Genomic DNA, 19,594 nt, shown 5'->3' with positions numbered 1-19,594 from the left:
CGATCACCCCACCTGGACCCCACCCCCCGCGGATCCGGACCAGCCGCCCGCCGACGTCCGGCGCATCCTGCGGCTGTTCCGTCCCTACCGCGGCCGTCTCGCCGTCGTGGGCCTGCTCGTCGGAGCCTCCTCGCTGGTCTCCGTGGCCTCGCCCTTCCTGCTGCGCGAGATCCTCGACACCGCGATCCCCGAGGGCAGGACCGGGCTGCTGAGCCTGCTGGCGCTCGGTATGATCGCCACCGCCTTCATGTCCGGCGTGTTCGGCGTGCTCCAGACGCTGATCTCGACGACGGTGGGCCAGCGCGTCATGCACGACCTGCGCACCGCGGTCTACGCGCAGCTCCAGCGGATGCCGCTCGCCTTCTTCACCAGGACCCGCACCGGAGAGGTCCAGTCCCGCATCGCCAACGACATCGGCGGCATGCAGGCGACGGTCACCTCCACCGCCACCTCCCTGGTCTCCAACCTCACCGCCGTGATCGCCACCGTGGTCGCGATGCTCGCCCTGGACTGGCGGCTCACGGTCGTCTCGCTGCTCCTGCTGCCGCTCTTCGTCTGGATCAGCCGGCGGGTGGGGCGCGAGCGCAAGCGGATCACCACCCAGCGGCAGAAGCAGATGGCGGCGATGGCCGCGACCGTCACCGAGTCCCTCTCGGTCAGCGGCATCCTGCTCGGCCGCACCATGGGCCGTGCCGACTCCCTCACCCGGGCGTTCGAGGACGAGTCCGACCGTCTGGTCGACCTCGAAGTGCGCTCCAGCATGGCCGGCCGCTGGCGCATGGCCACCATCGGCATCGTGATGGCCGCCATGCCGGCCCTCGTCTACTGGGCCGCGGGCCTCGCGCTGCAGACGGGCGGACCGGCGATCTCGATCGGCACACTGGTCGCCTTCGTCTCCCTCCAGCAGGGCCTGTTCCGGCCGGCCGTGAGCCTGCTCTCCACCGGTGTCCAGATGCAGACGTCCCTCGCCCTCTTCCAGCGCATCTTCGAGTACCTCGACCTGCGCGTCGACATCACCGAGCCCGCCGAGCCCGTCCGCCTCGACAAGATCGCCGGCGATGTGCGCCTGGAGTCGGTCGACTTCGCCTACGACGCCGCCCAGGGCCGGCCGACCCTCGACGGGGTCGACATCACCGTGCCCGCCGGCGGTTCCCTCGCGGTCGTCGGCCCCACCGGCTCGGGCAAGTCGACCCTCGGCTACCTGGTGCCCCGGCTCTACGACGTCACCGGCGGCCGCGTCACCCTCGACGGCGTCGACGTCCGCGACCTCGGCTTCGACACCCTCGCGCGCGCCGTGGGGGTGGTCTCCCAGGAGACGTACCTCTTCCACGCCTCCGTCGCCGACAACCTCCGTTTCGCCAAGCCCGACGCCACCGCCGAGGAGATCGAGGCCGCGGCCCGCGCCGCCCACATCCACGACCACATCGCCTCCCTCCCCGACGGGTACGACACCCTCGTCGGAGAGCGCGGATACCGCTTCTCCGGCGGCGAGAAGCAGCGCCTCGCCATCGCCCGCACCATCCTGCGCGACCCGCCCGTGCTCATCCTCGACGAGGCCACCAGCGCCCTGGACACCGCCACCGAACACGCCGTGCAGCAGGCCGTCGACGCCCTCTCCGAGGGCCGCACGACCATCACGATCGCGCACCGGCTCTCCACCGTCCGCAACGCGGACCAGATCGTCGTCCTCGACGCCGGCCGTGTCGCCGAGCGGGGCACCCACGAGGAACTGCTGGAGCGGGACGGCCGCTACGCCGCCCTCGTCCGCCGCGACGCCGGCCTGCGGGCCGCCGCCGGTCCGGCCCACGAGGCGGGGGAGTCCGGCCCGCGCGCAGCGGACGGCGGACGCGCCCCCGCGGTGACATCCGCCGCCGGGGCAGGGCATGATCCCCGCCCATGAGAGCACTCCTCGGCGTCGACCTGCCCGGCTACCGGCCCCTCGACCACGACGTATGGACGAACGACGACGGCGACGTCCTGTCGCTGCACTGGTTCGGTCTGAAGCCGGACCTGCCGGCGGCCCTCGACGACGGCCCCGCGCTGCGGGCCTCCCTCGCCGCGTACACCGCCGAGGCGGGCGGCGGCCTGATCGAGGCGTCGGTCAAGCCGCTCGGTGAACTGCCCGCCCTGCGGCAGATACTGAAGCTCCCGCTGCCGGGCCAGGCCCACGGCCAGGTGTTCATCGGCAGCTACACCGTGCCCCGCGCCGAGTGCAGCACGGTGGTGAAGGTCCAGGCCCCGGAGCGCGGGACGACGGGAATGCGCGAGGCGATGGTCATGGCCCAGGTCGGGCCCGGCGACTACTTCCGCCCCCACCCCTACGCCCCCGGCCTCCAGGGCGGTCTGCCGTTCCACGTCGCCGACCACGCCCGGTGGGACGAGAGCTTCCCGGACCACCCGCTCAGCCGGGTGCGGCGCACACTCGCCGCACTCGCCGACAGGGTGCGGGTGGCACCGGAGTTCGCCGCCCTGCCGCCCTTCGCCGGCTGACCCGCCCGTTCCTCCGGCCTCCGGCACCCGCACACGGCGGCGCCGCCGCTCCCGTGGGACGGGGAGCGGCGGCGCCTTTCGTGAACGTCCGTCAGACGAGCCAGCCGACGAAGTGGATGAGGCCGGCGAGCAGGTCGGTGATGAGGTTCATGACGTTCGATCTCCTTGTACACATGTCGATGTGGGACGTGCGCCGTCGCGGTCTGCAGCCCGTCGCTTGCGCACCGTAAGCATCCGACGACACAGGGGCCTCGGGCAACGATTTCCGCGGTGATCACCTGTTCCGGCGAACAACCGAGCGAGCGTTCGCCTGTTCCCTGCCGACATGTCGCACAGCGTTCGCTACCGGGACGAAACGCCCCGCCGGGTTAGCGTGCCCGTATGACGAAGCAGCTCCCGCCGGGCGGGCCCGGGCGAAGGCCTCGCCTCACCCGGCGCGGCCGTCTGGTCCTGGTCGTGACCGCCCTGGCCGTCACCGCGACGGCCGTCCTGCTGCCCGTCCTGCTGACGGGGGAGGAGAAGGAGCGCGCCCGGCCCGAGCCGACGGCGACCCTGGTCGTCCCGGAGGGCTGGCGCGCCGGTCAGGTCTACGCGGCCGTCGACAAGGCGCTCTCCCGCGCGCCCGGCACCACCCGGGGCGCCGTCGCCACCGCCCGGCTCGCCCTGCCGGCCGGTGCCCGGGGCAATCCGGAGGGCTACCTCTTCCCCGCCACCTATCCCGTCGACGCGGACACCACCCCGGCGAGTCTGCTCAGTTTCATGGTCAACACCGCCAACCAGCGCTTCGCCGCGCAACCCCTCGCCTCCGGGATGCGCGACGCGGGCCTCGGCCCCTACGAGGCCGTGAACATCGCCAGCATCGTCCAGGCGGAGGCCGACACCGCCGCCGACATGGGCAGGGTGGCCCGAGTGGTCCGCAACCGGCTCGCCGCCGGGATGCCGCTCCAGATGGACTCGACGCTCAACTACGCCCTCGACCGAAGCACGCTGGACACCACCACGGCCGACACCCGCCTCGACAGTCCCTACAACACCTACCGGCGCCGGGGACTGCCGCCGACCCCGATCGGCAACCCGGGCGAGGAGGCATTGCGGGCGGTCGTGTCACCGCCGGAAGGCGACTGGCTGTACTTCGTCACCGTCGGCCCCGGGGACACCCGGTTCACCGCCGACTACGCCGAACACCGTGCCCACGTGGCCGAGTTCAACGCCCGGCGGGAGCAGGAGCGGGGCGAGCGCTGAGCGCGCCCGCGGACGGGCCGGCTCCGCCCGCCGCCTCCCCGCGCAGCAGCGCGACGATCTCCCGGACCGCGGCCCGCCCCGCCCGGTTGGCGCCGATCGTCGAGGCGGAGGGCCCGTAACCGACCAGGTGCACCCGCTCGTCGCGGGCCGCGCGCGTGCCCTCCAGCCGGATGCCGCCGCCCGGCTCCCGCAGCCGCAGCGGCGCGAGATGGTCGACCGCCGCCCGGAAGCCGGTGGCCCACAGGATCACATCGGCCGCAACCGTCCTGCCGTCGTCCCAGGCCACACCTGTCGGCGTGATCCGGTCGAACATCGGCAGCCGGTCCAGCACCCCGCTCTCGCGCGCCCGGCGCACCGCGTCGTTCAACGGCAGACCCGTCACCGACACCACGCTGCGCGGGGGCAGTCCGCGCCGTACGCGGTCCTCCACCAGCGCGACCGCGGCCCGGCCCGCCTCCTCGTCGAAGGGGCCCTCCCGGAACACGGGCGGCCTGCGCGTCACCCAGGTCGTCGCGGCGGCCACCTCCGCGATCTCCATCAGGTGCTGGGTCCCCGAGGCGCCGCCGCCCACGACCACCACGCGCTGTCCCGCGAACGCGCCGGGGCCGGGGTAGCCGGCGGTGTGGAGCTGACGTCCGCGGAAGGTCTCCTGGCCGGGGTAGCGCGGCCAGAAGGGGCGGTCCCAGGTCCCGGTCGCGTTCACCAGCGCGCGGGCCGACCAGAGGCCGTCCGACGTCTCGACCGTCAGCCGTCCGCCGTCGCCCTCCCGGACCGCGCGCACGGCCACGGGGCGGCGCACCCGCAGGCCGAAGCGCTCCTCGTAGGCGGCGAAGTACTCGCCGATGACCTCCGACGACGGCCGCTCCCCGTCCGCGCCCGTCAGCTCCATGCCGGGCAGGGCGTGCATGCCGTGCACCTTCCCGTAGGTCAGCGACGGCCAGCGGAACTGCCAGGCTCCGCCCGGGCGCGGCGCATGGTCGAGCACGACGAAGTCCTGGCCGGGCACCAGCCCGGCGCGCCGCAGGTGGTAGGCGGCGGACAGGCCCGCCTGCCCCGCGCCCACGACCACCACGTCCACGTCCCGCGCACCGAAGTCGTTCACGCTTCTACCAACTCCGGAGGGCCGCCGGATCTTCCCCCGTCCGGCTACGGGGCGGCGCCCGCCCCGAGCCGATCCGCCCCGGGGCGGCGCCCGTCCGCCCGGCGCGGGAGGATGGGACGCATGCCCGGACACTTCGCCACCACGACCCTGAACCTCAGCACCGGCTCCGCGGAGCGGATCACCGACCTGACCGGCGCCTGCGAGGACTTCCTCGCCCGCACGGCGGAGGGCGGCGACGGACTCCTCAACGTCTTCGTCCCGCACGCCACCGCCGGGATCGCGATCATCGAGACCGGCGCGGGCAGCGACGACGACCTCCTGTCCGCCCTGCACACACTGCTTCCCGCCGACGACCGCTGGCAGCACCGCCACGGCAGCCCCGGCCACGGGCGCGACCACGTCCTCCCCGCGTTCGTCCCGCCCCACGCGACCCTGCCCGTGATCGCGGGCCGCCTGGAGCTCGGCACCTGGCAGTCGGTCTGCCTCGTGGACACCAACAAGGACAACCCGGACCGGACGGTGCGATTGTCGTTCCTCGGATAGTGCCGCGTCTCGCGTCACCGCAGGAGTGGTATCCGGCCGCACCGAACGAGAGCCGGGTCCGGTCGGCCGGTGAGGACTTTCGTGACCTCGAACCTTGGCGGCTGCCCTGTGGTTGTCCTCACGGAGGTCGGCGGAGTCGAGGGGCGGCAACGCAGCGGACGACGTCGCGGGCACGCTTGCTCCGGGCGGGCACCGGACCTGCCGTCGCGGGTGCCTTCACGGGGGCCGGAGACCGAGCATCCAACAGCGCACTGCGGCATCGAAGGGCAGCACGGCGGCTGTGAGCAGGACGGCCGAACGTGAACCTCCCCTGTGCCACCGGGTGGCGCATCCGCCCCGCGGGCCGCGCGCCAGGACAGGTGGGCCGCTTGTCGGCGCCCCACTCCGGCATCGATGCAACGCGTCGGAAGTTGGCTCCTGTTGACCCCGTGACATCCGGGGCGGTCGGGGGTTACGGTGCCAAGGAACAGGATGACAACGTTGTCAGTCCTGTCAGGACTCGAAGGGAAATTCCCCATGCGGTTTGCTTTCAGACCGTTCCGTCCCCGTGCTTCCGGTATGACAGCCGGTCTGATGGCGGCCGTACTCGTGAGTGGTGGAGTGGTCGGCATCGCCCAGCCCGCCGCCGCCGCGGACGCGGAACCGATCGATCTGGTCAATCCGTTCGTCGGAACCCAGAACTTCGGCAACACCTTCCCCGGGGCGAGCGCGCCGTTCGGCATGGTCCAGGTCAGTCCGGACACCGGCGGCCAGGGCGGCTACGACTACAAGCAGGACTCGATCTACGGCTTCAGCCAGACGCACCTGTCCGGCGTCGGCTGCGGCGTCATGGGTGAGCTGCCCGTCATGCCGACCACGGGCGCGGTCGACTCCGTGGACCCGAACGCCTACCGCTCCCCGTACAGCCACGACGACGAGCAGGCCAGTCCCGGCTACTACCGGGTGGGGCTGAAGAAGTACGACGTCGACGCGGAGCTCACCGCCACCGAGCGCACCGGGTGGCAGCGCTACACCTTCCCCTCCACCGGTTCGGCCAACGTCCTGTTCAACACGGGCAAGGCCAACCAGTCCGTGCTGGACTCCGAGGTGCACGTCGTCGGTGACCGCACCATCGAGGGCCGGGTGCACGCCGGGGGCTTCTGCGCCGGACACGACGAGCACACGGTGTACTTCAGCGCCACCTTCGACCGGCCCTTCCAGGCCTACGGCACGTGGGACGGCGCAGACCCCGAGCCCGGCACCCGCGACGCTGAGGGAAGCGGCCGGAACGGCGCCTGGGTGACCTTCGACGCGACCACCGACCGGGACGCCGTCCTGAAGGTGGGGCTGTCCTACACCGGCGTGGAGGGCGCCCGTAAGAACCTGGCCGCGGAGACCGGGAAGTCCTTCGACTTCGACGCCACGCGTGCGGCGTTGCAGGACACCTGGAAGAAGCAGCTGGATTCCATCCGGGTCGGCGGAGGCACGGCGGACCGGCAGAAGGCCTTCTACACCGCGCTCTACCACAGCCAGTTGCACCCGAACCTGGCCGGTGACGTCGACGGCATGTACCAGGGGTTCGACGACAAGACGCACATGGCAAAGGGCTACACGCCGTATCAGAACTTCTCGCTCTGGGACACCTACCGGCCGCAGAACCAGCTCCTGCAGATGCTGGAGCCGAAGGTCGCCCGGGACGTCGCGCTGTCGGTCGTCGCGGCCGGCCGGGACGGCGGCTGGCTGCCCCGCTGGGCGCTCGCCAACAGCGAGACCAACATCATGACCGGAGACCCGGTCACGCCCTTCCTCGTAGAGGCGTGGTCGAAGGGGCTGCTCGCCGGACACGAGGCGGAGACCTACGCGTTGCTGAAGAAGAACGCGACCAGCACCCCGCCCGCCGGCTCGCCGTACAACGGACGCTCGGGATCGGACCACTACACCGAGCGCGGCTACATCCCGTCAGGTCTCGAGCTCGGCAAGGACTGCGCGGACAAGGGCGGCGACAACGACTGCAAGCACCCGGCGTCGGCGACGATGGAGTACTCCGCCGCTGATGCGTCGCTTGCGCTGATGGCCGACCGGCTCGGACACACGTCGGACGCCAGGATGTTCGCCGCGCGCGGGCAGTGGTACCGGAACCTGTGGGACTCCTCGATCCAGCAGTTCCGGCCGCGGGCGGCCGACGGCACCTGGCTCACGCCCTACGACCCGGTCGAGGCGGCGCACCAGTTCCATGAGGGCGGCGCGTACCAGTACCAGTGGCTGGTACCGCAGGACCCGGCTGGTCTCGTCGGCCTGATGGGCGGCCGGAGCGCCACCGAGAAGCGGCTCGACGCCTTCTTCGGCCACGACAAGCTGCTCACCGACCCGGCGGGCACCGCGCGGAACCACTGGATCTCCCAGCCGTACGACTACTACGGGAAGCCGACGTACAACCCGAACAACGAGCCGGACCTGCACGCCCCGTACATGTACAACTGGGTCGGCGCCCCGGCGAAGACCGCGACCGTGGTGCGTGCGGCGATGACGCTGTTCACCGACGGGCCGGACGGGATGACGGGGAACGACGACCTGGGCACCATGTCGGCCTGGTACGTCTTCTCCTCCCTCGGCCTCTACCCGACGATGAGCGGCGGCGACTTCCTGGCCTTGTCCAGCCCGCAGTTCGCGTCGGCGACCGTCCGGATCGGCAGCTATCCCAAGGCGTCCGGCGCCAAGGGCCAGGGCGGCACGCTGACGATCGAGGCACCCGGAGCGAGCGACACGAAGCGGTACGTGCAGAGCGTGGCCCTGAACGGTGGGGACGTACCCCGGACCTGGCTGAGCTGGAACAAGCTCGCGCACGGCGGAACGCTGGCCCACCGGCTCGGGACCTCCCCCTCCTCATGGGGCACGGGCAAGGGCGCCCAGCCGCCCTCCGTCAACCAGGCGTCCCCCGACAGCCGCAAGCACGTCGACGCGTCGCTGCGGCCCGCATCGGCGGTCGTCCCCACGGGCGACACCGCGCAGACCGCGAAGTTCACGCTGGACGTCCTCGGGCAGGCACCCGGCAAGCTGAGCGTGTCGGTCACGGCGAAGGTGCCCAGCGGCTGGAAGGCCACGACGGCACCGCGTTCACCCCTGGTGATCGATTCCGGACACCTTCCGGTGCAGCGGACGGTGTCACTCGACATCACCGTGCCGCCGGGCGTCGTCGCCGGGTCCTACCCGGTGGAGGTGAAGGTCGAGGGCCGAGGGGCGAACCCGGTCACCCGCAAGGCCACTGTCGCGGTGGGAGCCGCCACGACGTGCGCGAGTGAGGAGAACGGGCAGTGCGCAGTGGACCTGCGCGCGGACCTCGGCCACGACGGCACGGCCACGGTGGCGAACTCCGACGAGGGCGACTTCGACGGACATGGCTGGAGCTATGACGGCGACCTGCTGCCGAAGGCGGGGCCGGTCACCTGGGACGGGGTGACGTACGACGCGCCGGACCCCACCGGCACGGCGAACAACTTCCTCGAAGCACGCGGGCAGGCCCTCCTGCTGCCCGCCGGACAGCACAGTGCGCTGCGGCTGGTCGGCTCGGCGCACAACGGTCCCGTGACCACCACACTGACCGTGCACTACACGGACGGCAGCAGCACGGAGGCACCGGTGACGTTCGGTGACTGGGCGGGCTCCGCGCCGGACGGCGGCACGGTCGTCCTCGACATGCCGCACCGCATCAAGCGGGGCAGCGGTGTCGACGGGCCGTCCATTCGGCTCTTCGGTACGGCCGTTGAGCTCGACGGGGGCAAGACGGTCCGTTCGGTCTCGCTGCCGGACGACTCCCGTGTCGAGATCTACGCGATGACGCTCGTGTAGAGGGACGTCGGACCGCCGGAACCCGGCCGGCGGTCCGCCGTCCCGGATCGGCGCGCCCATCTCATCAGGGCCCCGGCGAGAGTGCCGGGGCCCTGCGCGTGCTCGCGCCCGGCATCCGGCCCACCGTCCGACAGGGGCCGACGCCTGGCATCGTGCGGAAGACCGGCGGAGGCCCGTGGAGCCCGGCTGGTCCTCGAGGACGAAGCCGGCTTCTCCCGGACGCCGTCGCAGGCGAAGACCTGGTCGCTGCCCGGCCGGACTCCGGGGGCGTCGTCCCTGCCCCGCCGCTGATGTCACACCGGCGTGATCGGCGGGCGGAGAACAGCAGCGCAGTCCGATGAAGGGCTCAGTGCCCGGTTTCCCCTGCGGCAAAGAGTTCAGTGCACTCGCCGGCGAAGGAACAGAGCTGGTCCACGACCTGCCGGTACTCCTCAGGATCCTCCACCACGTTCGACGTGGCAGCGGTCCACCGCTGCCACAGGCCACCGGCGGCAAGGTATCGGGATGCTCTGTCGGTCCCGAGGACGGCATCAAGGTGAAGCAGTGTGCCGAGAGCGAAGCTCCGGTCATCGACGAGGTCGGGTCGAGGCAGGTAGCGATCAAGGTATCTGCAGACCAGATCGGCGTCCGCGCTGGTGCCGAAGGTGGCAAGAGTGATGCAGTAGGCCGCGCCGTAGGGGCCTGCGTGGGCCAGCAGGAGTTCGCCGATGCGGCTGCGGAACTCCGTCCTGTTGGCTACGGCGACCAGCCAGGAGGCAGTCCTGCGCTCTCGCCAGCCACCTTCGAAGAGGATGCCGAGCTCAGCGGGAGTGATCTCCCTGGCAGCCTGGACCAGCTCCCTCACGAACAGGTCGCGCTCAGGCCCGTTCAACCGCAGCAGGCTTCCACCCAGCCACAGGTACCGCCGGCCGGGCGTGACGAATCGCCGGACCAGCTCCGTGAGCTCGGGGTTGGTGTGGGCATGGCGCATGGCTGCATCCTTGCCCGGCGAGGACCCAGCTGCCAGCGGTTTACCCGGAACCGGGTGACGCCGATGGAGGCCGACAGCGGTTACCCGCACGAGCGAAGCGTGAGGCCGGACCGTGACGCCGCACAGTGCGGGTTTCCGCGGGGCCCCCGGTCGCGTGTGCGGGGGCCCCGTGGGACTCGACTGTCTCAGCTCCTGGTGAGGGTGCAGGTGTAGGCGGCCGAACCGGAGCCGCTGTAGGCCTCCGCGTCGAGGTAGTAGGTGCCCGTCYCGGTGGCGGTCCTGGTGAACGACAGGGATTCGTCGGCGCCGGCCCCGTCGTTCACGGATCGGGTCAGGGTGCTGCCGTTCGCGTCGAGCCAGTACACGTCGGCGTCGTAGGCGGAGGGGACGGCGCAGTTCACCGAGACGGTCTGTCCGGCCGCCGCGGAGACCTTGAAGTAGTCGCGGTCGCGATTCGACGTCATGCTGCCCGTGAGCCTGCCGGGAGAGGCAAGGGCGGTGGCGTCGTCGGCCGTGTCGCGCGTGTCGTTGGGCTCGCTCTCCGCGACCGTGGACCCGCCGCCCTGGCTCCCGCAGTCGGTCACGGGAGTCCCGTTGTAGAGGTTGGCGTCCGCCACGCCGTTCGTGACGCTGCGCAGGTAGTAGCCGCAGGTGGGGCGGTTCCTGAAGTCGAAGGTGGAGCCCGGCGTCAGGCGCCAGATCTTGAAGCCGCTGTACGTGAGCGGCTTCCTGTCGACGGCCTGCTCCGGCTGGTGGTCGGCGAGGACGACGTAGGCGTCCTCGCCGTACTGCGTCGCCATGCCGTTGCGGTCGAGGAACAGGGACCCGCCGCCCTCCTCCACCCCGACGCCCCAGGCGGAGCCCCCGGGTGCGAGGCCGTCCTTCACGGCGCGTGCGAGGAAGGACATGGTGCGGCCCATGCGGTCGCGGGTCACGAAGTGGGAGTCGTTGACGACGGCTCCGTAGTGGGCCCATTCGAACATGCCGGTGGTGAAGCTGACGTACCGGTCGTAGGGGTTGGCGAGGGCTTCCGCGCTGGTGACGCTGCCGTTGCAGGCGTCGTAGACGATCGGGCTGTTGATGTGGTGGCCCGCGCTGCCGCCGCCGGAACCGCCGCCCTTGGCGACGACCGACTCGACGGACGCTTCCAGGGCGGTTCCCTTCCAGGCGGCGTAGCGGCACTGGTCCCCGCCGGCGAAGTAGACGAACTCGGCGTTGCGGACGTCCGTGTTCAGCCGGCTGTTGTCCCCGTCGGCCGCCGTCGTCAGCGTCCACGTCGTACAGGAGTTGACCCCGGCCGACGCCGTGATGGTGTCGCACTCCGGGGTCCTGCTGCCCGACGTCGGCGCCGATCCGGCCAGGACGACCACGTCGAGGGTGCCGGTGCCGCCGCGGATCTCGTCGACGGCCCTCGTCATCGAGGCGGTCACGATGCCGCCGGCTCCGTTCATCGTGAACGCCGGACCGTTCCACGTGCTGCGGCTGACGTCGGACGCGCTGCCGAGCCGGATCCTGTCGGCCGCCGCGTGGGCCGGCTGATGCGCCATCAGTACGGAGGCCAGCGCGATGAGCGCGACGGCGGCTCCCGCGGGGGTCCTGAGGGGGCGGTATGTCATGTGCACTCCTGGGGAGGGGCGAACTCGGTGCCGCGGCCGTCGGGCGAGGGCCGCAGGATGGTAGCGGAACATACAAGTAATGGCTCTGATGCGGAAGATGTAAGACCGGAAGGTTGTCGGCCGGAGCGAATCGGGTCGCGGATGCGCCTCAAAAGGGCTCAAAGTGCCGCATCGGTGAGGCTGAAGCCCTCGTTACATGAACGTAATGGGTCTTACATCTGGTTAGAGAGAGGGTTCCTATGTAACGTCGCAGCAGTGCCTGGCGGTCGGACTCCGCCGGCAGAAGACCACCGAGAGGTTCCCGGCGATGAACGCTCTTACCGCACGCCCCGCGGCCGCCGCCGCCGTCGCGGCGGCCATGCTCCTGTCCCTGTCCGCCTGTGGCGACGACGAGCCCGCCGCCCCGCCGGGCAGGGCCGTCATCGGCGGCGTGGAGATCGTGAAGGACCAGAAGCTGCACGACCTGCTGCCCGAGAAGATCAAGAAGGCCGGTGAGGTGCGTGTCGCGACGGACGTCCCGTACCCGCCCTTCGAGATGTACGTGAAGGAGGGGGAGGCACAGCTGACAGGGCTGGACTACGACCTCGGCCAAGCCCTCGGCGCCAAGCTGGGCGTGACCTTCGCCTTCGCCCCGCAGAAGTTCGACGGCATCATCCCGGCCCTCCAGGCCGGCAAGTTCGACGTGGCGATGTCCGCCATCACGGACAACAAGGAGCGCCAGAAGGTCGTCGACTTCGTCGACTACTCCCAGTCCGGCTCCGGCATCCTCGTCGGCGAGGGCAACCCGGCGGGCGTGACCACCCTCGACGACCTGTGCGGACGGAACGTCGCCGTCCAGACCGCGACCAACCAGCTCGACCTGCTGAAGTCCCACCAGGCCGCCTGTACCGGCGCGGGCAAGGACACGATCGACATCCAGACCTTCCCCAAGGACTCCGACGCGCAACTCGCGCTGCGCTCCGGCAAGGTCGTCGCCCAGGTGCTGACCAAGCCGGCGGCCGGCTGGGTGGCCAGGACGGCGGACGGCGGCACGTCCTTCGACCTCGTCGAGGACCCCGCCGCCCCGGGCGGCTACGACGCCTCGCCCAACGGCATCGCGGTCAGCAAGCAGCTGCCCGAGCTGACGATTGCGGTCCAGAAGGCACTGCAGTCCCTCATCGACGACGGCACCCTGATCAAGATCTACAACAAGTACGGCGTTGCGTCGATCGCGGTGAAGGAAGCCACCAGGAACGCGGCGGTGGACTGAGGATGTCCAGCACGACCAAGGTCCCGCCCCACACGACCCCCGCCGACCAGCCGCTCGTCGGGGAACTCGAGATCGTCCCCGCCCGCAACCACGGGCGCTGGATCGCGGCCGTCGCCTCGGTGCTCGCCCTCGTCGGGCTGATCGGCTCCCTCGCCAAGAACGACAACCTGCGCTGGGACGTCGTCGGTGACTACCTGTTCGCCGACCTCATCTTCGACGGTCTCGCGACGACCCTCTGGCTGACCGCAGCCGCCATGCTGCTCGGTCTGTCCCTCGGCACGCTGATCGCCGTCATGCGGCTCTCGTCCAGTCCCGTGCTGTACGGACTCGCCACCGCGTTCGTCTGGGTCTTCCGCGGCACCCCGCTGCTCGTCCAGATCATCTTCTGGGGCTACGCCGCCGCACTCTACAAGTACGTCGAGATCGGCATTCCCTTCACCGACATCACGTTCTTCCAGGCCGAGACCAACACGCTCCTGACACCGGCGATCGCCGCCCTCCTCGCCCTCGGCCTGAACGAGGCGGCCTACGCCTCGGAGATCGTCCGCGCCGGCATCCAGTCCGTGGACCCGGGCCAGTCGGAGGCCGCGCACTCGCTGGGCATGCGGCCGGCGCTCACCATGCGCCGGATCGTCCTGCCGCAGGCCATGCGCGTGATCATCCCCCCGATGGGCAACGAGACCATCAACATGCTCAAGATGACCGCACTGGTCTCGGTCATCTCCGCCCACGACCTGATGTCGAACATCCAGGACGTGTACGCCCAGAACTACCAGGTCATCCCCATGCTGGTCGTGGCCAGCATCTGGTACCTGGCCCTCGTCACCCTCCTCGGCGTGCCCCAGGCATGGCTGGAGCGACGCTACGGGCGCGGCACCGCACGCGCCGGACACGTCTCGCCGTTCCGGCGCCTTGTCGGCGGAAGCGTGCAGCCGTCCGGCAAGAACAGCAAGGAGCTGAACCGATGAGCACCCCCATGGTGCGCGCCGAAGGCGTGCGCAAGCACTTCGGGAATCTGGAGGTCCTCAAAGGCATCGACCTCACTGTGGAGCGCGGCCAGGTCTGCTGTCTCCTCGGCCCCTCCGGATCCGGGAAGTCCACCTTCCTGCGATGCATCAACCACCTGGAGAAGGTCGACGGCGGCCGGCTGACCGTCGACGGGGAGCTCGTCGGCTACCGCCAGCAGGGCACCAAGCTCCACGAGCTGCGCGAGAGCGAGGTCGCGGACCGCCGCCGCGACATCGGCATGGTTTTCCAGCGCTTCAACCTCTTCCCGCACATGACGGCCGTCGAGAACGTGATGGAGGCCCCCGTCAAGGTCGCCGCCGTCTCCCGGGCCGACGCCCGGGAGCGTGCCCATGCCCTCCTCGAACAGGTCGGTCTCGGCGACCGCGGGCACCACTACCCCGCCGAGCTGTCGGGCGGCCAGCAGCAGCGCGTCGCGATCGCCCGCGCGCTCGCCATGCAGCCCAAGCTCATGCTCTTCGACGAGCCGACCTCCGCGCTCGACCCCGAACTCGTCGGCGACGTCCTGGACGTCATGCGGCAGCTCGCCGCCGACGGCATGACCATGGTCGTCGTCACCCACGAGATCGGCTTCGCCCGCGAGGCCGGCGACACCGCCGTCTTCATGGACGAGGGCGTCGTCGTCGAGGCGGGCGACCCCCGGCAGGTGCTCGTCGACCCGGAGCAGGAGCGCACCCGCGCCTTCCTGTCCAAGGTCCTGTGACCGCCCCCACCCGCCGGCAGGAGAGGCTCGACGACCTCCTGGACCTTGCTCGCGCCCGCCACGCCGGCTACCTGCGCGACCTGGAGGAGCTCGTCTCCCTCGACTCCGGCTCCTACGACGCCGCCGGCGTCAACCGGGTCGCCGACTGGGTCGAGCGCAGACTCGATCGGCTCGGGTTCGCCGTGGAACGCGTCCGCTTCCCGCCGACGCCCGATGGACACCGGACCGGTGACGCCCTCGTCGGCCGCCGACGCGGCAGGCTCCCCGAGCCGGCGGGAGGCCGCAGGATCCTCCTCGCCGGCCACATGGACACCGTCTTCGAGAACGGGACCGCGGCCGCCCGCCCCTTCCGGATCGACGGCTCCACGGCGTACGGCCCCGGCGTCAGCGACGACAAGGGCGGCCTGCTCGCCGGACTCACGGCCCTGGAGATCCTCGGACAACTCGGCATCGACGCGTACGACGAGCTGGTCCTGCTCGCCACCCCCGACGAGGAGATCGGCTCACCCGCCAGCCGGCCGCTGATCGAGGAAACGGCCGCCGGCGTGCACGTCGGACTCGGCCTCGAATGCGCCCGGGAGAACGGCGACCTCGTCATCGCCCGCAAGGGCGTCGCCGACTTCCGCCTCACCGTCACCGGCCGGGCCGCACACGCCGGCATCGAACCCGAGCGCGGTGCCAACGCCGCCCTCGCCGCCGCTCACCTCACCGTCGCCCTCCAGGCCCTCAACGGCCACTGGGACGACGTGACCGTCAACGTCGGCGTCGTCCGGGCCGGGACCCGCGCCAACATCGTCTGTCCCCAGGCGGATCTGCGCATCGAGGTGCGCGCCGCCACGAGGGCCGGCATCCAGCGCGTCGACCGGGCCATCCGGGAAGCCGCCGGCCAGCCCGGCGTCCCCGGCGTCACGGTCGAGGTGGAGCAGCTCGACATGTGCCCGCCGATGGAGGACACCTCCGCCTCCCGGCGGATGTTCGACCACGCACGCAACGCCGCCCGAGCGACCGGCATCGAACTGGGCGCCGCCGCCACCGGAGGAGTGGGCGACGCCAACCTCATCGCCGGCACGGGAGTCCCCGTCCTCGACGGTCTCGGCCCGGTCGGAGGCGCCGACCACACGCCCCAGGAGTGGCTCGACGTCGCCGGCGTCCCGCAGCGCATCGCCCTCCTCGCCGACCTGATCGCCTCCCTGGGCAAGGCCGGCCGCACCTGAACGACGCCGGCGCACAGCGGAGGGAAGCCCCGCTCTCCTCCGCTGGGGGCACGGTGCCGGCGCCCCAGGAGGCGTCCCCACGGCCCCGGCCCCCGCAATCCCGCCACCCACCCGCCCCTCAACGGAGGCACCATGCGCGCCCCTTCCGCACCCGCACGCCGCACCGTCCTCGCCTGCGCCCTCGCCGTTTCCCTCCTCTCGGTCCAGTCCTCCGCCCTCGCCGACGCACCGCAGGACCGGAGCCGGGCGGGGTCCCTCGTCCTGATCGGCGGAGCCCTGAAGGAGAGCAACACCCAGGTCTACGGCGAGATCATCAAGCGGGCCGGCGGCCCCGACGCCCGCATCGGGATCATCACGGCCGCCTCCGTGCCCGAGAGCCAGGACCCCCACGCCGGCGACCCCGAGCGGTGCAGCAACTCCGCCTGCAACGGCGCCTACTACGCCGAGGTCTTCCGGCGGCACGGCGCCGCGGACGCCCAGTGGATCCCCCTCGACGTCGACCACGTCGCCGACGCCGACTCGGACGCCGTCGTCGCCCAGGTCGACTCCATGACCGGCTTCTTCTTCGGCGGAGGCGACCAGTACCGCTACGTCACCACCCTTCTCCGCGGCGAACGGCACGAGGACTCCAAGGTCCTCGCCGCCATCCGCGCCAAGCTCTCCCGAGGCGCCGTCGTCGCCGGGTCCTCCGCGGGCGCCCAGATCGCATCCGGCCCCGACATGGTCACCGGCGGAGAGTCCTACGAGGGGCTCAGGGACGGCAGCGCACCCGGCTACTACGACGATCCGACGCGCCTCGGCCACCTCCCCGAGGGCGGCTTCGGCTTCCTCCGGTCAGGGCTCGTCGACACCCACACCGGCGCCTACGGGCGCGAGGGCCGGGCGCTGCGCCTCGCCTCCGACACCGGCCACGACCGTGTCTACGCCCTGGAGGAGAACACCGCCCTCGTCGTCGACCGGCCGGGCAGCCATCGCGAGCACCTCAGTGTCCTCGGGCCGAACGGCGTCGCCGTCCTGGACCTGCGGGACGCCCGCGCGTACGAGTCCGCGGACGGCTGGTCCCTCCGCCGGGCACGGTACAGCTACCTCACGGACGGGGACCGGTACGACGCACGCACCTGGACGCCGCGCGTCCATCCGGCCAAGCAGCCGCTGAGCCCCCTCGGAACGACACCCGTGCCCGTCACCACCGACGTCTTCCACTCGGCGGCCAACCCCGACGGCACCCCGTATGCCTTCCGGACCACCGCGCGGGCGCTCGCCTCGACGCGCGCGCAGAACAGCGCGACCGCGACCACCTTCGAGAGCGGGCCGCGGTTCGCCGTGACGTTCACCAAGGGGCGGGGCTTCGCCGCCTTCACCGGCGACGGCGCGGACGCCCGCACGCTCCTCTCGCTGCGCGTCGACATCGCGCCGCGCTGACCGACCGCATGGCAAGGAGCCGGCCCCAGGACAGGGGCCGGCTCCTTGCTGGTCCTTGCGGACCGCGACGCACGATCCGCTCACAGCAGGCCGGTGCGCCGGGCGATCCTCTCCGCTTCCTTCATGCGCTCGTGGCCGCTGCCGCCGATCCGGTCGAGGACGGCGGCGACGAGCGCTTCGACGACCGCGAGGGCCGGTACGAGGCTGTCGTAGGGGGAGTCCGAGGAGACCTGGGTGATGAGGACGACGTCCGCGTGGGCGGCGGCGGGGGAGAGCCACGGGTCGGTGAACACGATGACCTTGCCGCCCCGCTCGCGGGCCAGTTCGGCGATCAGCGTCTTGTCGGCCTCGTAACGCCGGTGGTCGAACAGCACGGTGACGTCGCGCCGGGTCAGCTGCGTGAGGAAGGAGGTCCGCTCCACGTCCTTGTGCGGCAGGAAGCTCACCTGGTTGCGGAACTGCATCAGGTGCAGGCCCAGGTACTCGGCCATCAGATGCGTGAACCGTCCTCCCCCCACGTGCACGCGACGCCGGGGGTCGGAGAGGAGGCCGACGGCGTCCTCGAACTCGTGCGCCGCCACCTCGTCGAACGTCTGGGCGACGGCCTGCCGCACGAGTGAGGAGCGCTCGCCGAGCTGCGTGGCGGCGGAGTCCTGCGGAGCCTGCGTCCGCTCGTGCTTCGACGACTCCGCGGTCGTGTAGAGGGTGATCGGCGAGGCGTTGCGGGCGTCGAGTTCGGAGCGGAGAGCAGCCTGGAGATCGGGAAAGCCCCGGTAGCCCAGCCGGGAGGCACACCTCAGCACCGTGGGTGCCGACACGCCCGCCCGCTCCGCGATCGTGGCGACCGTCTCGAAGACCGCGGCCGGATACCCCGCCAGCAGCACCCGCGCGACCTTGCGCTCCGCGGGACTCAGCTCTCCGAGCCGACTGCGGATCTCGTCGGCCAGCGTGGGGCTCATGGCTTTCCCTTCTGCGGGGCCGGATCACCGAGGCGGACAGCTGCCGTGGAGGCCGCGCTCCCCGGCTCGCCACGTTTCAGATCGGCCAGTTTCAGGGACCGAATGTACCGCCCATTACGGAATCTGCCCAGTCCGGAAGGGCGGCACGGCAGGGGGCCCGGATGACGTCCCGCGCGGTGCGCACCGTGCGGGACGTCGACGGACGCAGGCGACGGACGGACGGGGGCCGGCCGGTAGCCGCCGCACCTGTCCCCGTGGTTGCTCTCGCCGGCGGAGACGTCACCGGCGCGGACGACAGGCCCCGTTCACGCCGGTGCACCCCCGGTCACAGGCTTAGGAACGCGCGCCGTCCGGGGGTTCCCGCACGCTCTACCGACACGCACGGGCCCGCGGAAATGATGAGCGCACCGCACATGAACCAGTGATCCGCGGTCCCCCGTCCTCGGCCGGGCGGACTCGCGGCGGAAGGAGTTCACGGTGTTGCTTCTCATCTCCCCGGACGGCGTCGAGGAGGCCCTCGACTGCGCGAAGGCGGCGGAGCACCTCGACATCGTCGACGTGAAGAAGCCCGACGAGGGCTCTCTCGGCGCCAACTTCCCCTGGGTCATCCGGGAGATCCGCGACGCGGTACCGGCGGACAAGCCGGTGTCCGCCACCGTGGGCGACGTGCCGTACAAGCCGGGCACGGTGGCCCAGGCCGCGCTCGGCGCGGCCGTCTCCGGTGCCACGTACATCAAGGTGGGCCTGTACGGATGCGCCACTCCCGAGCAGGGCACCGAGGTCATGCGGGCGGTCGTCCGGGCGGTGAAGGATCACCGCCCCGACGCGCTCGTCGTCGCCTCGGGCTACGCCGACGCCCACCGCGTCGGCTGTGTCAATCCGCTCGCCCTGCCGGACATCGCCGCCCGTGCCGGTGCCGACGCGGCCATGCTGGACACCGCGGTCAAGGACGGGACGCGGCTCTTCGACCACGTGCCGCCGGACGCCTGCGCGGAGTTCGTCCGCCGCGCCCACGCCTCCGGTCTGCTCGCCGCCCTCGCGGGCAGCGTCAAGCAGGCCGACCTCGGCCCGCTGACCCGCATCGGCACGGACATCGTGGGCGTGCGGGGAGCGGTCTGCTCGGGCGGTGACCGCAACGCGGGAAGGATCCGGCCCCATCTGGTCGCCGCCTTCCGGGCGGAGATGGACCGGCAGGCCCGGGAGCATGCCGCCGGCGTCCCGGCCGCCGACTGA

General features: G+C 71.6%; 15 protein-coding genes. 11 read left to right on the top strand and 4 right to left on the bottom strand.

Going from position 1 to position 19,594, the window contains the following annotated elements:
- The 3 genes from EAO77_RS30200 to mltG all read left to right on the top strand — a co-directional run.
- A partial coding sequence (locus EAO77_RS30200; RefSeq protein WP_261994198.1) for an ABC transporter ATP-binding protein occupies nucleotides 1–1,900 on the top strand: 1,900 nt, incomplete at its 5' end.
- On the top strand, nucleotides 1,897–2,490 hold the full coding sequence (locus EAO77_RS30195) for a hypothetical protein (RefSeq protein ID WP_147991510.1): 594 nt from the start codon (nucleotides 1,897–1,899) through the stop codon (nucleotides 2,488–2,490). The genes EAO77_RS30200 and EAO77_RS30195, both read left to right, overlap by 4 nt.
- Nucleotides 2,491–2,871: 381 nt before the next feature.
- Entirely contained in the window at nucleotides 2,872–3,732 is an 861-nt protein-coding gene (mltG, locus tag EAO77_RS30190; protein WP_147991509.1) for an endolytic transglycosylase MltG, read from the top strand.
- Here the strand turns inward: mltG and EAO77_RS30185 are convergent.
- On the bottom strand, nucleotides 3,695–4,834 hold the full coding sequence (locus EAO77_RS30185) for an FAD-dependent oxidoreductase (RefSeq protein ID WP_147991508.1): 1,140 nt from the start codon (nucleotides 4,832–4,834) through the stop codon (nucleotides 3,695–3,697). The genes mltG and EAO77_RS30185 overlap by 38 nt on opposite strands.
- A 120-nt stretch (nucleotides 4,835–4,954) precedes the next feature.
- Here EAO77_RS30185 and EAO77_RS30180 point away from each other — a divergent pair, with 120 nt between their 5' ends.
- Together EAO77_RS30180 and EAO77_RS30175 are read left to right on the top strand one after the other, a co-directional pair.
- Nucleotides 4,955–5,377 (top strand): YjbQ family protein, encoded by a 423-nt coding sequence (locus EAO77_RS30180; protein ID WP_147991507.1) that lies wholly within the window; start codon nucleotides 4,955–4,957, stop codon nucleotides 5,375–5,377.
- Between the two features lie 558 nt (nucleotides 5,378–5,935).
- On the top strand, nucleotides 5,936–9,202 hold the full coding sequence (locus tag EAO77_RS30175; protein ID WP_147991506.1) for a GH92 family glycosyl hydrolase: 3,267 nt from the start codon (nucleotides 5,936–5,938) through the stop codon (nucleotides 9,200–9,202).
- A gap of 346 nt (nucleotides 9,203–9,548) precedes the next feature.
- Here the strand turns inward: EAO77_RS30175 and EAO77_RS30165 are convergent, their stop codons facing one another.
- Both EAO77_RS30165 and EAO77_RS30160 read right to left on the bottom strand, forming a co-directional pair.
- Nucleotides 9,549–10,172: a DUF6000 family protein gene (locus EAO77_RS30165; RefSeq protein WP_147991505.1), complete on the bottom strand. Its 624-nt coding sequence runs from the start codon at nucleotides 10,170–10,172 to the stop codon at nucleotides 9,549–9,551.
- Between the two features lie 185 nt (nucleotides 10,173–10,357).
- Nucleotides 10,358–11,788, bottom strand: coding sequence for a pre-peptidase C-terminal domain-containing protein (locus tag EAO77_RS30160; RefSeq protein WP_187283478.1), 1,431 nt, complete (start codon nucleotides 11,786–11,788; stop codon nucleotides 10,358–10,360).
- A gap of 307 nt (nucleotides 11,789–12,095) precedes the next feature.
- Here EAO77_RS30160 and EAO77_RS30155 point away from each other — a divergent pair, with 307 nt between their 5' ends.
- From EAO77_RS30155 to EAO77_RS30135, 5 genes are all read left to right on the top strand, one after another.
- Entirely contained in the window at nucleotides 12,096–13,037 is a 942-nt protein-coding gene (locus tag EAO77_RS30155; protein ID WP_147991504.1) for an ABC transporter substrate-binding protein, read from the top strand.
- Nucleotides 13,038–13,039: 2 nt separating this feature from the next.
- Nucleotides 13,040–14,005 (top strand): amino acid ABC transporter permease, encoded by a 966-nt coding sequence (locus EAO77_RS30150; protein ID WP_147991503.1) that lies wholly within the window; start codon nucleotides 13,040–13,042, stop codon nucleotides 14,003–14,005.
- Nucleotides 14,002–14,766, top strand: coding sequence for an amino acid ABC transporter ATP-binding protein (locus EAO77_RS30145; RefSeq protein ID WP_147991502.1), 765 nt, complete (start codon nucleotides 14,002–14,004; stop codon nucleotides 14,764–14,766). Before EAO77_RS30150 ends, EAO77_RS30145 begins: the two co-directional genes overlap by 4 nt.
- The gene (locus EAO77_RS30140; RefSeq protein ID WP_147991501.1) at nucleotides 14,763–15,980 is read left to right on the top strand and encodes a M20 family metallopeptidase; all 1,218 of its coding nucleotides are present in this window, start codon (nucleotides 14,763–14,765) and stop codon (nucleotides 15,978–15,980) included. The genes EAO77_RS30145 and EAO77_RS30140 overlap by 4 nt, the downstream gene beginning before the upstream one ends.
- Before the next feature lie 132 nt (nucleotides 15,981–16,112).
- A complete protein-coding gene (locus EAO77_RS30135) occupies nucleotides 16,113–17,402 on the top strand; it encodes a cyanophycinase (RefSeq protein ID WP_147991500.1) in 1,290 nt (429 codons plus the stop codon).
- 80 nt (nucleotides 17,403–17,482) lie between these two features.
- Here EAO77_RS30135 and EAO77_RS30130 read toward each other — a convergent pair whose 3' ends face one another.
- The gene (locus EAO77_RS30130; protein WP_147991499.1) at nucleotides 17,483–18,361 is read right to left on the bottom strand and encodes a MurR/RpiR family transcriptional regulator; all 879 of its coding nucleotides are present in this window, start codon (nucleotides 18,359–18,361) and stop codon (nucleotides 17,483–17,485) included.
- Between the two features lie 477 nt (nucleotides 18,362–18,838).
- On the opposite strand from EAO77_RS30130, the gene EAO77_RS30125 reads away from it, so the two are divergent.
- Complete coding sequence (locus EAO77_RS30125) at nucleotides 18,839–19,594, top strand: (5-formylfuran-3-yl)methyl phosphate synthase (RefSeq protein ID WP_147991498.1); 756 nt, start codon at nucleotides 18,839–18,841, stop codon at nucleotides 19,592–19,594.

The organism is Streptomyces sp. T39 (assembly GCF_008042045.1).
Lineage (GTDB): Bacteria > Actinomycetota > Actinomycetes > Streptomycetales > Streptomycetaceae > Streptomyces.
The sequence above is the reverse complement of the archived record's forward strand: the minus strand, read 5'-3'. Positions and strand labels throughout refer to the sequence as shown.

Excerpts from the sequence above, each read along its gene's own strand:
- EAO77_RS30150 (WP_147991503.1), top strand. The coding sequence starts at position 13,040 with ATGTCCAGCACGACCAAGGTCCCGCCCCACACGACCCCCGCCGACCAG.
- EAO77_RS30165 (WP_147991505.1), bottom strand. The coding sequence starts at position 10,172 with ATGCGCCATGCCCACACCAACCCCGAGCTCACGGAGCTGGTCCGGCGA.
- EAO77_RS30175 (WP_147991506.1), top strand. The coding sequence starts at position 5,936 with ATGACAGCCGGTCTGATGGCGGCCGTACTCGTGAGTGGTGGAGTGGTC.
- EAO77_RS30130 (WP_147991499.1), bottom strand. The coding sequence starts at position 18,361 with ATGAGCCCCACGCTGGCCGACGAGATCCGCAGTCGGCTCGGAGAGCTG.
- EAO77_RS30155 (WP_147991504.1), top strand. The coding sequence starts at position 12,096 with ATGAACGCTCTTACCGCACGCCCCGCGGCCGCCGCCGCCGTCGCGGCG.
- EAO77_RS30195 (WP_147991510.1), top strand. The coding sequence starts at position 1,897 with ATGAGAGCACTCCTCGGCGTCGACCTGCCCGGCTACCGGCCCCTCGAC.
- EAO77_RS30180 (WP_147991507.1), top strand. The coding sequence starts at position 4,955 with ATGCCCGGACACTTCGCCACCACGACCCTGAACCTCAGCACCGGCTCC.
- EAO77_RS30135 (WP_147991500.1), top strand. The coding sequence starts at position 16,113 with ATGCGCGCCCCTTCCGCACCCGCACGCCGCACCGTCCTCGCCTGCGCC.
- EAO77_RS30145 (WP_147991502.1), top strand. The coding sequence starts at position 14,002 with ATGAGCACCCCCATGGTGCGCGCCGAAGGCGTGCGCAAGCACTTCGGG.
- mltG (WP_147991509.1), top strand. The coding sequence starts at position 2,872 with ATGACGAAGCAGCTCCCGCCGGGCGGGCCCGGGCGAAGGCCTCGCCTC.